Origin of the sequence: Kitasatospora sp. NPDC090091, from assembly GCF_044747365.1 — a bacterium.
Lineage (GTDB): Bacteria > Actinomycetota > Actinomycetes > Streptomycetales > Streptomycetaceae > Kitasatospora.
In genome coordinates this window covers 188,447-202,104 of sequence record NZ_JBIVDY010000006.1, presented here as the reverse complement: position 1 = coordinate 202,104, position 13,658 = coordinate 188,447, and the positions used below count along the sequence as shown (strand labels likewise).

The following is a 13,658-nucleotide window of genomic DNA, read 5'->3' as shown; positions in this document are numbered from 1 at the left end:
TCGATCGGCCGTTGAACGCCCCTTGCCATGCTGGTCCCATCAGCCCGGAAGACCCCTTCCCACCAGGGAAGACACCTTAGGGAGACGTCATGGCGAAGCACTCGGTCCTCGGCAGCACCCGGATCCGCCTGGCCGCCGCCGGCCTCGGCCTGGTGATCGCCCTCGGCGCCGCCGGCACCGCGGCGGCGGACGACACCACCGGCACCGGCCGGACCACCACGACGACCACGACCACGACCACCGGCAGCACCGGCACCGGTTCGACGGGCACCGGGTCCACCGGCACCGGCACCACCGACCCGGGCACCGGCGGTGGCCACGGGGACTGGAACAGCACCGGGTCCTGAGCCCCGGCGCCGTCCCGGTCCGTCACGTCGAGGTCCGTCCCGTCCCGGTCCGCCGTCCGCAGTCCGCCCTCCAGCAGTGCGGCCGCTACGGATCGGCCAGCGCGAACGCCGGCTCCCGCAGCAGCCCGGCCACCTCGGCCGCCTCGGGCAGCCCCAGCCGGCGGAAGATCTCGAACGCCTGCCGCAACCGCGCCCCCGCCTCGGCCCCGCGCCCGAGCTCGGCCAGCGAGCGGCCCAGCACCACCAGCGCCTGCGCCTGGTCCCGCTCCGCCCCCAGCTCCTCGCAGAGCTCCAGCGCCTGCCCCGCCTGCTCCAGCGCCTCCTCCGCCCGCCCGAGCGAGCGCAGACTGTCCGCCAGCCGGTAGCGGGCGTGCGCGGCCCGGTCCCGCAGGCCGGCCGCCACCGCCACCGCCAGGCACTCGCCGAACCAGGTGACCGCCTCCTCGTGCCGGCCCAGCCCGTGCAGCGCCAGCCCCAGGACGTACAGCGTGTACGCCCGGCCCGGATCGTCCTGCCGGGTGCGCAGCTCGGCCAGCACCTCGTGGCAGATCGCCACCGCCTCATCCGCCCGGCCGCTGCGGACCCTGGCCAGCGCGGCGTTCACCGTCGTCACCAGCGCACCCGACCGGTGCCCCAGCCGGTTGGCCAGCAGCAGCGCCTCGTCGTAGTGGTCCACGGCCTCGTCGAAGCGGCTGAGGAACTGGCAGATCAGGCCCAGGTCGTTGAGCGCCTGCCGCAGGATCACGGTGTCCCCCGCGGCCCGCGCCCGTTCGGCCGCCTGCCGGGAGGCCGCCTCGGCGGCGTCCAGCCGGGTCGCGGCCAGCGCGACGTTGCCGCGCAGGAAGTGCGCCCGCCCCTCGGCGCGCGCGTCCTGGTTCCCGGCCGCCGCCGCGGCCAGCGCCTCGACCGTGGCGGCCAGTTGACGGCTCGGCGGGGTGAGCACGAACGGGGTGAGCGCGATCAGCAGGTCGATCGCCGCCCGCAGTGCCCGCCCGTCGGCGCCGCCCGGCCCGGCCTGCTCCGGCGCCGCTGCGCCGGCCTGCCCGGCCCCGGCCGGCGGAGCTGCCGCCGGCGGGCCACCGGCGAGCGCCGCGACCTGGGCCGCGAGCGCCACCGCACCCGCGCCCTCCGCCGCCGCCCACTCGCGCGCCGCCTCCCGGCCGGCCAGCGGCACACCCGCCGACCGGGCCGGCCCGAGCGCCCCGGCCGCCGGGTCGCCCGGCACGGCGTGCTGGAACGCGGTGCACGCGGTGGCCAGCAGGTGGTCCAGCAGCCGGTCCCGGGCGGCCGGCGCCTCCGCCTCGCCGTCCGCCGGACCGGCCCCCTCGGCCGGCCGCCGCCGCGCGAACGCCCGCAGCAGGTCGTGGTAGCGGTAGCGGCCCGGGAACGGCGACTCCACCATCGCCACGTCCACCAGCGCCTCCAACAGGTCCTCCGCGTCGTACTCGTCGAGGTCGAGCAGCGCGGCGGCGGCAGGCAGGCCGATGTCCGGCCCGTCCACCGAGGCGACCAGCCGGAAGGCCCTGGCCTGGTCGGCGGTCAGCTGGCGGTAGCTCAGTTCGAAGGCCGCGGCCACCGCGAGATCGCCGATCCGCAGCTCGTCGATCCGCCGCCGCTCCACCTGCAGGCGGCGGCTGAGCGTCGCCACCGTCCAGCCCGGCCGGGCCGCCAGCCGGGCGGCCACGATCCGCACCGCCAGCGGCAGGTGCCCGCAGGCCACCACCAGCTCCAGCGCCGCCTCGGGCTCGGCGGCCAGCCGCTCCGCCCCGATGGTGCGGCCGAGCAGGTCCAGCGCCTCGTCGGGCTGGAAGACGTCCAGGTCGACCTGGACGGTTGCGGGCAGCCCGGCCGGCCGGGTGCGGCCGGTGGTCAGCACCGCGCAGCCCACCGCGCCCGGCAGCAGCGGCCGGATCTGTGCGGCGTCCTTGGCGTTGTCGAGGACGATCAGCAGCCGCCGCCCGTCCACCACCGAGCGGAACAGCGCGGAGCGGGCGTCCAGCCCGTCCGGCACCGCGTCCGCGGCCACACCGAGCGCCACCAGGAACCCGCTCAGCACCGCCTCCGGATCGGCCGGGACGGGGTCCGAGCCGCGCAGGTCCACGTACAACTGACCGTCCGGGTAGGCGTCCCGGACGCGGTGCGCGACGTGCAGGGCCAGCGCCGTCTTGCCGACGCCGCCCATGCCGACCACGGTGGCCACCACCAGGGCCTGCGCCGAGGGCGTGCCGAGCGCCTCGTCCAGCACCCGGACGGTCACCGTCCGGCCGGTGAAGTCCGCCGCATCGGGCGGGAGTTGGGCGGGTCTGGGCACGGCGGCCGGCCGGGCTGCCCGGCCGGCCCCCTCCGGCTCCGCCGCGGCCTCCGCCGGCCCCTCCGCCTCGGTGGCGGGCGCCTGCGGCCCCGCGCTCCGCGCCGCCGCGGACTCGGCGCGCACCTGCTCGGGCGCGGCCAGCGACGGGTCGCCCTCCAGGATCCGCCGGTGCAGCAGCTCCAGTTCGGCGCCCGGCCCGACGCCCAGCTCGGCCAGGAACAGCTGCCGCACGCCGCGGAACACCGCCAGCGCGTCCGCCTGCCGTCCGGCCTGGTAGAGCGCGCGCATCAGCAGCCCGTACGCCCGCTCGTGCAGCGGGTGCTCGGTGGTGAGCGCGGTCAGCTCGGGGATGCAGCGCGAGTACCGGCCGAGCCCGAGGTCCAGGCCGATCCGCTCCTCCAGGAGGGTCAGCCGCAGCTCCTCCAACCGCTGCCGGTGCCGCTCCGCGAACGGCCCCGGGATGCCCGCCAGCGGCTCGCCCTGCCAGAGGTCGAGGGCCTGGTTGAGCAGGTCGCGGGCGCGCAGCGGCTGCCCGGCCGCCGCGGTCCGCTCGGCCTCGGCGGCCAGCGACTCGGCCTGCGCCGCGTCCACCGCGAGCTTCGGCAGCAGCAGCCGGTAGCCGTCGCCCATCGAGACCAGCACGCTCGGCGCGGCCCGGTCCTCCCCGCCGGCACCGCCCTCGGTGCCCTCGTCGAGGATCTTGCGCCAACGCCAGGCGTAGGTGCGCACGGTGGTCATCGCCGCGTTCGGCGGCTCCTCGCCCCACAGCGCGGCGATCAGATCGGTGGCACTCGCCGCATGCCCGGGCCGCAACAGCAGCACGGCCAGCATGGCCTGCTGCTGCGGACTGCCCACCTTGAGCACCGCCGCGCCGCGGTGAGCGCGCATCAGACCGAGTAACGAAAAACGGAGATCGCCCAAATCCAGCCCCCAGCCACCCCGGACTGTGCCCGCCCCGCTCGTGCACACGTCACATTTGTGCCACCTATTAATCACAGCGTCACGCCCGGTGTCGAGACACCGTTGAGCGTGCGGTGACCGGACGTTGAACCCCACCCGGCAGAATCGAACCGTGCCGGGGGCCGCCGGGGACGGTCCGGCCCGGCCCCGGCACCGCCCTGACCCCCGGCGCGGGGAGAACCTCCGCGCCCCGAACTCCCCCACCGCCCAAGGCTGCTGCGCCGCGGGTCGGCACACCCCGCCCCGGCCGCCGCCCTGACGGCCGGGGGCCCGCGCCCCGGATCCGCCCGCCCCGCCGTCGGCCGCCGGTGGCATCGGGCCATGACGAGATCTTCGGAGGCGGACGTCCGTGAACACCGCACTGCTGTACCACCTGCTCGACGTCGACCCGGCCGACGGGCCGGCCGAACTGCTCCGCCGCGCCCGCGCCAGCCGCCGCCTGCCCTACCTGGTGCTCTCCTCCCTCGCCCGCGACGACGTCCGGATGGGCGAGCCCGCCCGCGCCGAGCTCCGCCGCGCCCGCGCCCGCGCCGACCACTACGCCCGGCTCGCCCGCGACCTCGCCCGCGCCACCGGCATCCGCGCCATCCGCGGGCTGCCGCTCGCCGGGTACTACCCGCCCGGCCTGCTCCGCCCGCAGAACGACCTCGACCTCGTCGCCCCCGGCGAGGCCGCGCTCTGGCAGGCGGTGATCCGGCTGGTCACCGAGCACCCCGTGGAGCGGATCGAGGTCACCCTGCTCGGCGACCGCCCGCACCACACCGCCGTCACCGTCCAGTGGCCCGCCGACGACCCGCTGGTCGACCCGTGGTACCGGGTCCGCCTGGTCACCGCCGCGCTGGCCGGCGACGGCGCCGGCGTACCGGTCCGCCCGTACCTGGTCGCCGACGACCACGTCGAGTGCCTGATCGCGCTCGCCGAGGAGGGCCTCACCCGGGCGTTCCGCCCGGACGACGTGGTCGACGTCGCCGCGCTCGCCGGGCAGCCCTTCGAGCCGGACGAGACCGCCGCCGTCATCGCCGCCTACCGCGTCGCCCCCGAGGCCGCCGCGCTGCTGGACCTCGCCGCCGCCCACACCCCGCTCGGCCGGCTCGCCCCGGTCCGCGCCGCCCTGGAGGCCGAGCTGGCCCCCGAGCACCGCCGCCGCGCGGAGGCCGCCGTCGCCCCCCGCGGACTCGCCCGGCACGGCAGCCTGCTGCGGCGCACGGTCATCCGCCACGACTGGGACGAGGCGCAGCTGCTGCCCACTCCCGACGCCACCGTGCTGCTCACCCCGGTCGCCGACTACCTGCTGACCGCCGCCCCCGGGAGCACCACGGCCGCCCAGCGCACCGCCGCCTTCGCCGCCCTGCACCACTGGGACGCCCTCTGCTGACCGCCCGGCCGCCGGACCGACCGCCCCGGCCGGGCGCGGTGGCCGGCGGCGCGTGAGGTCCCGGTTCCAGGAAGCCGATTTGCTGCCGCGGCAAACTTTCTGGGCCCACGCCGCCGGACCGTCCGAGCATGGGGCGACACCCCGTCACGGACCGGAGGACCACCCTTGACCACGACGATCGCGGCTGCGCCACCGGCATCGGACGCACGCCGGCGCTGGACGGTGCTGGCCGTCTGCGCACTCAGCATGTTCCTGGTGGGCCTGGACACCACCATCGTCAACGTCGGCCTGCCCGCGATCGGGGCGGGCCTGGGCACCGGCACCCGCGGCCTGGAGTGGGTCGTGGACGCCTACACGGTGGTCCTGGCCAGCCTGCTGATCGTCTCCGGCGCGCTGGCCGACCGCTTCGGGCGGCGCCGGGTGTTCCGGTGCGGGCTGCTGGTCTTCGGCGCCGCGTCCCTGGTCTGCGCGGTCGCCCCGTCGCTCGGCGTCCTGGTCGCGGCCCGGGCCGTCCAGGGCATCGGGGCCTCGATGCTGAGCCCGGTGGCCCTGGCGATCGTGGTGGCCGCGCTGCCCGACCCCAAGGAGCGGGCCCGGGCGATCGGCATCTGGGCCTCGGTGTTCGGGCTGAGCCTGGCGGCCGGCCCGGTCACCGGCGGCGCGCTGATCGCGGCGCTCGGCTGGCGGTCGGTGTTCTGGATCAACGCCCCGGTCGTCGTCGCCGCCCTCGTGCTGGTCGCGCTGTACGTGCCGGAGTCCCACGGCCAGCGCTCCCGGCGGCTCGACCTGCCCGGGCAGGCGCTCCTCACCGTGGCCCTGTGCACCGTCGTCGGCCTGCTCATCGAGGGCCCGCGGCTCGGGTGGGCCTCGCCCTGGGCGGTGGCCGGCTACGCCCTCGCGGCACTGGCGACGGCCGGGTTCGTCCGGGTCGAACTGCGCCGCGACGAACCCCTGATGGACCTCGGGCTGTTCCGGCGGCCGCCGTTCGCCGCAGCCGCGCTCGGCGCGGTGGCCGTGTTCACGGCGCTGAGCGCGGCCCTGCTGCTCAACACCCTCTACCTCCAGCACGCCCGCGGCTGGACGCCCCTCGCCACCGGCCTGGCCACCCTGCCGATGGCCCTCGGGGCCACCGTCTGCGCCCCGTGGTCCGGCACCCTGGTGGGGCGGCACGGCCCCAGGCTGCCGCTGCTGCTCGCCGGCGCCTTCACCACCGCGGGCGGGCTCGGCCTCGCCGTCCTCGGCCCGGACACCGCCACCCCGCTGCTGGTGCTCGCCCTGCTGCTGATCGGCGTCGGCTTCGGCTTCGCCAACGCGCCGATCACCAACACCGCGGTCGGCGGCCTCCCGCCGTCCCGTGCGGGCGTGGCCGGGGCGATCACCTCGACCGCGCGCCAGCTCGGCTCGGCGGTCGGGATCGCCGTCGCCGGCGCCCTGGTCGCCGGCACCGATCCGGCCGACCTCGCCCGGGCCTCCCGCCCCGGCTGGCTGCTCGTGGCGGTCTGCGGACTCTTCCTCCTCGTCGTGGCCCGCACCTCGCGCACCGCGCGCACCCCGCACACCCCCCGCACCCCCGGAACCCCCGGAACCCCGACACCACCGGCCCGGTCGGCCGGCTGACCCCGCCGCTCGCACCCCACCCGTCACAGGACGTGTTCGGACGCGCACCGGTTTGGGTACGTACGTCATCGCCCGGGGGCCGGGCACCGACCGACGAGGAAGCCGAGCAGCCCATGAACCAGGACCGCATTCCCGCAGCCGTGCGCCGCACCTACGGCGTGGACGACCTGTCCAAGGCGGCCAGCTTCGCCGGCGGTTTCATCAACTTCGGCGACTGGAGCGGCATCGACCTCACCTCGCCCGGCCCCGAGGACCGGGTGCACAGCCAGGAGCAGCTCTACCGGCGGGTGCTGCGGAGCTTCCCGGAGCCCCACGAACGGCTGCGACTGGCCGAGGTCGGCTGCGGCCGCGGGCTCGGCGCCGCCCTGGCGCTGCGGGAGTTCCGCTTCGCCGCGGTGACCGGCGTGGACATCCACCCGGACCAGATCGAGCGCGCCCGGGCCGTCAACGCCAAGGCCCTGGCCACCTACCCCGACCGGCTCGCCTACGCCCTCGGCGCCGCCGACGAACTCCCCTTCCCCGACGCCGCCCTCGACGGCCTCCACTCCGTCGAGGCGGCCCAGCACTTCCGCGAACTCACCGGCTTCGCCCACGAAGCCGCCCGGGTCCTGCGCCCGGGCGGCCGCCTGGTCGTCACCACCTTCTTCACCGCCGAGGGCCCCGACGCCGCCGAGCGGCTGGCCATCCTGCTCGGCAGCTTCGCCGACGGCCTGGACGTCGCCCACCCGCTCGGCCCCTTCACCGCCGACCTCGCCGCGGCCGGGTTCACCGGCGTCACCGCCGAATCCATCGGCGCCGACGTCTGGCCCGGCCTCGACCGCTACCTGGAGGACACCGTCCCGCCCGGCCACTGGACCCGCCACTTCCTGACGGCCTGGAAGGACGGCCTGATCGACTACCACCTGGTCACGGCCGACCGGGGCTGAGGCTGCCGACCGGGGCTGAATCCCCCCCGCCGGGCGGGTCACTTCGCGGCGGCTCCGCGGCCGGCCGCGTGGCGGGTGCGGGCGATCTCGGGGTAGCGCATGGTGAACATCACCGGGAGGACGAACGCGGCGATCGTCAGCAGCGTCCGGGCCGAGGAGTCGTCCGGCCGGTAGTGGCGCAGCAGCGCGGCGCCGGCGCCGGAGAGCGTGAAGGCGACCGCCCACACGGCCGTGATGGTCCGGTTGACCTGGAGGAACAGCGGACTGCGCCACAGCTGCTCGGGCACCTGGGTGCGGGCGATGCCGAGCGTGAACGGACGGCCGACGGCGAGCGATCCCCAGGCGGTGGCGGCGAGCCAGAGGGAGGAGAGCGCCGACCCGTAGTGGGCCACGGCCGCGGAGTGCGGCGCGAGGACGGCCGCGGCGGTGAAGCCGGCGAGGTAGACGACGGCACTGACCTCGATCACCTGGGCGTCCCAGCCGCGGCCCGCCCGGCGCTGGACCACGACGAGGCCGACGGCCAGGACGAGGCCGGTGAGGGCGGCCCAGCGGATGTCGACCGTGCCGGTGAGCACGGCGACGGCGATCCACGGGACGAAGCTGCGGATGTAACCCATGGGCGGTGCTTCCTCTGCTGTACGTACGTTCGGGGTCGGAGCGACCCGGCGCTGTCCGGCAACGGGCCCGGACGGCGTCCGGCCCGGCGTGCCGTCCCCCATCGTCGCGGTCCCGCAGGGCCGCCCGGCAGGGGGAGAAGGTGCAAGACTCCGTGCAGGAAACTGCACGGATCGGGGGATCGATGAGCCTGGAGCACCTCGGGCTGACGCACAGCCAGGAACGCCTCTACCGCTACCTGTTGCGCACACCGGGCGCAGCCTCCCCCACGGCGGCGGCCGAACTCGGCCTGCCGGCGCAGGTGCTGCGCGCGGCGCTGGCCGAGCTGCAGGCACTGGGCGTGGTCGACGCCGACGGCCTCCCGCTGCCGCCGGTGGCCGCCGTCGACCTGCTGGTCCGCCGCCGGGTGGAGCACACCACCCGCGAACTGGCCCGGATCGACGCGGCCTTCGACGTCGTGCGCGACCTGGCCGAGGAGGCGCGCCGCGGGAGGCCGGTCGAGCTCGTCGAGCGCATCGAGAACGGTCTGGAGGTGAACCGGCTGGTCAATGCGATGATCGACCGCACCGAGACGATGAACGCCAAGCTCCTGCCGCGCAGCCCCGTGAACGAGGAGGGCTGGGAGCGCCGTTACCGCCGGCTGCTGGCCGGCGGCATGGTCAGCCGGACGCTGGTCGGCACGGCGGCCCTGGACCTGCCCGACCAGCTGGCCTACGCCCGGCACTGGCACGGGCTCGGCGACCTGCACCGGGTGACGGCGGAGTCGTTCTCCCCGCTGCTGGTCGTCGACCGCCGGGTGGCGTTCGTCCGGCTGGAGCCGGACCAGACGGCGGCCCTGATGATCCGCCAGCCCGGGATCGTGTCGATGCTCGTCGACCTGTTCGAGCGGATGTGGGCGCGCGCCGCCGACCTCGACGGGCTCGGCCTCAGCGCGACCGAGGCACAGGTCCTGCGCACGCTCGCCGAGGAGGACAAGGACGAGAACGCGGCCCGGGCGCTGAACATGTCGCTGCGCAAGTACCGGGCCCACGTGGCCGAGCTGATGGGCCGGCTCGGCGCCGCCACCCGGTTCCAGGCCGCGCTGCGCGCGAAGGAGCGCGGCTGGCTCTGACCGCGGGCGGGCCGGCAACGCTCTCGACGCCCGGGCGGGTGGTGCGCCAGACTCTTCCCCGACGACACCTGCGCTCCCCACGCACCGGCACCGAACGCGCCCAGAACCGCACATCGGAGAGCACACGTGACCACGAGTCAGCAGCTGGAGATCACCTTCTCGTCCGGCCGGTCCGGCACCGGGCCGGCCACCTGGGGCCAGCAGGCCGTCTGGGACGCCGTCCACCGGCTCGCCCCCACCGACGCGCCGCGCTACAACATCACCACCGCCGCCCCGCTGGAGCCGGGCCTGCCGCTCCCGGTGGTGCTCGGCGCCCTGGAGCACCTGCTCCACCTGCACGACTCCCTGCACACCCGGCTCCACCCGGACGCGGACGGCCGGCTGCGGCAGACCGTCGACCCGGCGGGCCGGCTGGCGGTGCACCTGCGCCACGCGGACGGCGGCGCCGACGGGGCGGCCGCGGCCGGCGCCGTACTGCACGACGAGCTGGCGGCGCTGCCGTTCGACTGCGCCCGGGAGTGGCCGATCCGGGTCGGCCTGGTCGAGCAGGACGGCGCCGTCCTGCACATCTCCCTCGTGCTCTCCCACACCGCGGTGGACGGCGCCGGGATGGGCCTGCTGGTGGCGGACCTCACCGAGCTCTCGCTGGGTGTGCCGCCGGCCGCGATCCGCGACCGCCGGCCGACCCAGCAGCCACTGGAGGAGGCCGCGTTCCAGACCTCCCCGCGCGGTCTGAAGCGCGACGCCAACGCCCGCGCGCACGCGGTGCGCAAGCTGCGCTCGGGCCCGCCGCGGCTCTTCCCGCCGGCCCCGGACGACGCGGCGCTGCCCTTCCCGAACGCCGTGCTCGACTCGCCGGCGCTGCTGCGCGCCGTCGACCTCGTCGCGGCCGGCCACCGGGTGAGCGGCTCCTCCGTCCTGCTCGCCGCGGTCGCGGCGATGACGGCACGCCTGTCCGGGTCGTCGGACGCCGTCCTCCAGGTCATCGTCGACAACCGCTTCCTGCCCGGCCTCACCCACGCGGTGAGCGTGGTGGCCGGCGACGGCCTGCTCCACCTCCCCGACGCCGGGGAGGAGTTCGGCGCACTGGTCCGGCGGACGCACGCCGCCACCATCGCCACCTACCGCTACGCCTACTTCGACAAGCGCCTGCTGGACGAGGAGATCGCCCGGCTGACCGCCGAGCACGGCCCGCTCGCCGACCGCTCGTGCATCGTCAACGACACCCGCGACCTGCTCCCGACAGCCCAGGCCGCCCCCACCGGGGACGCGGCCGCCGGCGAGACCCTGGCCGAGGCGCTCACCCGGACCACCCTCGACTGGCCCCGGGAGTTCGAGCCACGCCCCGGGCTCACCTACGCCCTGGACGCCCTGCGGACCGCGGACGCGCTGCGGCTGGCGCTCACCGCCGACGGCTCGGTGCTGCCCCGGACCGCGATGGAGCGCTTCCTCTACGGGATCGAGGACCTGATCGTCACCGAGGCCCGCTCCTTCTAGGGCGTGTCTGACAATTCGCGTCGGATCAGCGTGCGGCGTCGGGGTGCGTGCATCGCAAGGCGGAGGAGGGAGTCCATGCGGTGGGGGCACCTCCCGGCCGAAGGCTGGGGGCCATCGGCGACCGACGACAACGCCGCGAGGTGCGTGCCCCGGCGTCGCACGCCCGGCGGGAATTGTCAGACACGCCCTAGGCCTGTCCGAGCCCTGGGCATGCGGGGCGGGGCGCCCCGCACCCGTCACCCGGTCAGTGCCCGTGCTCGTGCACCGAGTTGGTCTCCTGGATCTTCTTCCACGACTTCGGCTCGCGCGGCTGCTCCCCGGCGCCAGGCGCCAGGCCCGCCGCACCCGGCGCCCCGGCCGCGACGGCCGCCGGGACGCCCGCGGAGGAGACGGGCGGCTTCGCGGGCGTGAACAGCCAGGTCTGGAACAGATCCGCGAGCGGCTTGCCGGAGATCCGCTCGGCGTACGCCTGGAACTGCTGGATGGTGGCGTTGCCGAAGCGGCGTTCGGCCGGCCAGCCCTTGAGGATCCGGAAGAACTTCTCGTCGCCGACGGCGTTGCGCAGCGCCTGCACGGCCACCGCGCCCCGGTCGTAGACGGCGCCAGCGAACTGGTGGTCCGCGCCCGGGTCGCCCGGCTTGACGGTCCAGAAGGCGTCGCCGGCCGGGTAGGAGGAGTAGACGTAGTCGGCGAGCTCCTGCGCCGTGCCCTCGTTCTCGTGCTCGGACCAGAGCCACTGCGAGTAGCGGGCGAAGCCCTCGTTGAGCCAGATGTCGCTCCAGCGCTGGACGGAGACGCTGTCGCCGTACCACTGGTGGGCGAGCTCGTGGACCACCACCGAGGTGTTGGAGCCGCCGGCGAACTGGGCCGGGCTGTAGAAGACCCGGGTCTGCGTCTCCAGGGCGTAGCGGGTGGGCACGTTGGGCACGTAGCCGCCGGCCGACTTGAACGGGTACGGGCCGAAGTACTCGCTGAGCCAGTCCACCAGCTCGCCGGTGCGCTCGACGCTGGCCCGCGCCGCGCCGTCGTTGTCGCCGAGGTCCTTGCTGTAGGCGGTGGTGACCGGCAGCCCGCTCGGGGTGGTGTCGGTGCGGATGTCGAACCTGCCGATCGCCAGGGTGGCCAGATAGGTCGCCTGCGGGTCGGTCTCGCGCCAGTTGTAGCGGGTCCAGCCGGCCTTGGAGCTCTGGCCGACCAGGCGGCCGTTGCTGATCGCCTGGGTACCGTCGGGCACCAGGACGGAGACATCGTAGGTGGCCTTGTCGGTGGGGTGGTCGTTGCTCGGGAACCACCAGGCCGAGCCCTCCGGCTCGTTCGCCGCGACGCCGCCGTCGGGGGTGCGCAGCCAGGCGGAGTAGCCGCCGCGCTCCACCTCGCCGGGCTTGCCGGCGTAGCGGACCACCACGGTGACCGCGCTGCCCCGGGTGAGCGTCCGGGCCGGGGTGATCTCCAGCTCCTGCTCACCGGTGCTCGCGAACTTGGCGGTGCGCCCGTTGACCAGGACCTCCTTCACCCCGAGCACGAAGTCGAGGTTGAACCGAGTGAGGTCCTGGGTCGCGGTGGCCAGGATGGTCGCCGTGCCCTCCAGCTCGTCGGTGGCGGGCTGGTACTTGAGGCGCAGGTCGTAGTGCGAGACGTCGTACCCGCCGTTGCCGGCGTTCGGGTAGTAGGCGTCGCCGATGCCCGCCGCGCCCGGTCCGGCCTGGGCGGCGGAGGCGGGGACGGCGAGCAGCAGAGCGAGAGCGCTGGCGGCAGCAGAGACGATCAGCCTCTTGCGCACGGTGGTCCTCCAGGGTCACTGGGTCAGTGGGTCGCAACGATCCCTGTCCCGGTGAGCCCGGGCGCACTCCTGTCTTCTGAAATGTTCATGCGAAGAAACAGGCCGAAATGGCGCGGCCGCCCGCCCGCCACACGATGCCGGGCCCCGACGGCCCGCGCCGGGCCTGCGCGCCCCGCGTCAGGCGCCGAGCGCCACCGGCGCCCGCACCAGCGAGCCGTACTCCGTCCACGAGCCGTCGTAGTTCTTGACGTGCGGGAACCCGAGCAGCTCGGTCAGGGCGAACCAGGTGTGGGCGGAGCGCTCGCCGATCCGGCAGTAGGCGATCACCTCGCGCTCGGACTCCACGCCCTGCCCGCCGTACAGCGCCCGCAGCTCGTCGGCCGAGCGGAACGTTCCGTCGTCGTTGGCCGCCTGCGACCAGGGGATGTTCACCGCGCCGGGGATGTGCCCCGGCACCTGCGCCTGCTCCTGCGGGAGGTGCGGGGGCGCCAGCGCCTCGCCCCGGAACTCGGCCGGCGAGCGGACGTCCACCAGCACCGCGTCCGAGCCGGGTTTGGCGAAAACCTCCGCCTTGGCCAGCACCTCGTCGCGCAGCGCCCGCACCTCGGGGTGCTCCGGCCCCTCCAACCGGTAGGCGCTGTGCTGGTAGTCCATCACCTCCTCGGTGAGCTCGCGGCCCTCCAGCTCCCACTTCTTCCGGCCGCCGTCGAGCAGCTTCACCGGCTCGAAGCCGCGCAGCCGCAGCAGCCAGTAGGCGTAGGCCGCGAACCAGTTGTTGTTGCCGCCGTAGAGCACCACCGTGGTGTCGTCCTCCACGCCGGCCGCGCGCAGCAGGTGCTGCACGCCGTCGCGGTCGGTGTAGTCGCGCCCCACCCGGCTGTGCAGGTCGGTGGTCCAGTTCCAGCCGACCGCGCCGGGGACGTGTCCCTGCTCGTACGCGGTGGTGTCCTCGTCCACCTCGACGACGCGGATCGTCCCGTCGTCCAGGTGGTGGGCCAGCCACTCGGTGGGGACCAGGGCCTCGGGGTGTGCGTAGCCGCTGCCGGTCATCGCCGCCCTCCTTCGCGCGCGGAGCTCGGACACCTTCGAACCTACGTCCGACCGTCCGACGGGGCCACC

General features: G+C 75.6%; 10 protein-coding genes. 6 read left to right on the top strand and 4 right to left on the bottom strand.

The window, feature by feature from the left end; genetic code table 11:
- The first annotated feature begins 89 nt into the window (after positions 1 to 89).
- Positions 90 to 347: a hypothetical protein gene (locus ACIPSC_RS12790; RefSeq protein WP_400825257.1), complete on the top strand. Its 258-nt coding sequence runs from the start codon at positions 90 to 92 to the stop codon at positions 345 to 347.
- Positions 348 to 432: 85 nt separating this feature from the next.
- Here the strand turns inward: ACIPSC_RS12790 and ACIPSC_RS12785 are convergent, their stop codons facing one another.
- Positions 433 to 3,546 carry an AfsR/SARP family transcriptional regulator gene (locus ACIPSC_RS12785; RefSeq protein WP_400825255.1) on the bottom strand — a complete coding sequence of 1,038 codons (3,114 nt, stop codon included), beginning with the start codon at positions 3,544 to 3,546 and terminating at the stop codon, positions 433 to 435.
- A 421-nt stretch (positions 3,547 to 3,967) separates the two neighbouring features.
- Between ACIPSC_RS12785 and ACIPSC_RS12780 the strand changes: the two genes are divergently transcribed.
- The 3 genes from ACIPSC_RS12780 (at position 3,968) to ACIPSC_RS12770 (ending at position 7,536) form a co-directional block, all read left to right on the top strand.
- Positions 3,968 to 4,993, top strand: a complete 1,026-nt coding sequence (locus tag ACIPSC_RS12780) for a hypothetical protein (protein ID WP_400825253.1) — start codon at positions 3,968 to 3,970, stop codon at positions 4,991 to 4,993.
- A 165-nt stretch (positions 4,994 to 5,158) separates the two neighbouring features.
- A complete protein-coding gene (locus tag ACIPSC_RS12775) occupies positions 5,159 to 6,610 on the top strand; it encodes an MFS transporter (protein WP_400825252.1) in 1,452 nt (483 codons plus the stop codon).
- Positions 6,611 to 6,723: 113 nt separating this feature from the next.
- Complete coding sequence (locus ACIPSC_RS12770) at positions 6,724 to 7,536, top strand: class I SAM-dependent methyltransferase (protein ID WP_400825250.1); 813 nt, start codon at positions 6,724 to 6,726, stop codon at positions 7,534 to 7,536.
- A gap of 38 nt (positions 7,537 to 7,574) precedes the next feature.
- Here ACIPSC_RS12770 and ACIPSC_RS12765 read toward each other — a convergent pair whose 3' ends face one another.
- On the bottom strand, positions 7,575 to 8,153 hold the full coding sequence (locus ACIPSC_RS12765; RefSeq protein WP_400825248.1) for a hypothetical protein: 579 nt from the start codon (positions 8,151 to 8,153) through the stop codon (positions 7,575 to 7,577).
- A gap of 152 nt (positions 8,154 to 8,305) precedes the next feature.
- Between ACIPSC_RS12765 and ACIPSC_RS12760 the strand changes: the two genes are divergently transcribed.
- Positions 8,306 to 9,262, top strand: coding sequence for a hypothetical protein (locus ACIPSC_RS12760; protein WP_400825246.1), 957 nt, complete (start codon positions 8,306 to 8,308; stop codon positions 9,260 to 9,262).
- A gap of 126 nt (positions 9,263 to 9,388) precedes the next feature.
- Positions 9,389 to 10,759: a condensation domain-containing protein gene (locus tag ACIPSC_RS12755; RefSeq protein ID WP_400825244.1), complete on the top strand. Its 1,371-nt coding sequence runs from the start codon at positions 9,389 to 9,391 to the stop codon at positions 10,757 to 10,759.
- A gap of 244 nt (positions 10,760 to 11,003) precedes the next feature.
- Here ACIPSC_RS12755 and ACIPSC_RS12750 read toward each other — a convergent pair whose 3' ends face one another.
- On the bottom strand, positions 11,004 to 12,539 hold the full coding sequence (locus ACIPSC_RS12750; protein WP_400825241.1) for a M1 family metallopeptidase: 1,536 nt from the start codon (positions 12,537 to 12,539) through the stop codon (positions 11,004 to 11,006).
- A 177-nt stretch (positions 12,540 to 12,716) separates the two neighbouring features.
- The gene (locus ACIPSC_RS12745; RefSeq protein ID WP_400825238.1) at positions 12,717 to 13,589 is read right to left on the bottom strand and encodes a sulfurtransferase; all 873 of its coding nucleotides are present in this window, start codon (positions 13,587 to 13,589) and stop codon (positions 12,717 to 12,719) included.
- Positions 13,590 to 13,658: the final 69 nt, after the last annotated feature.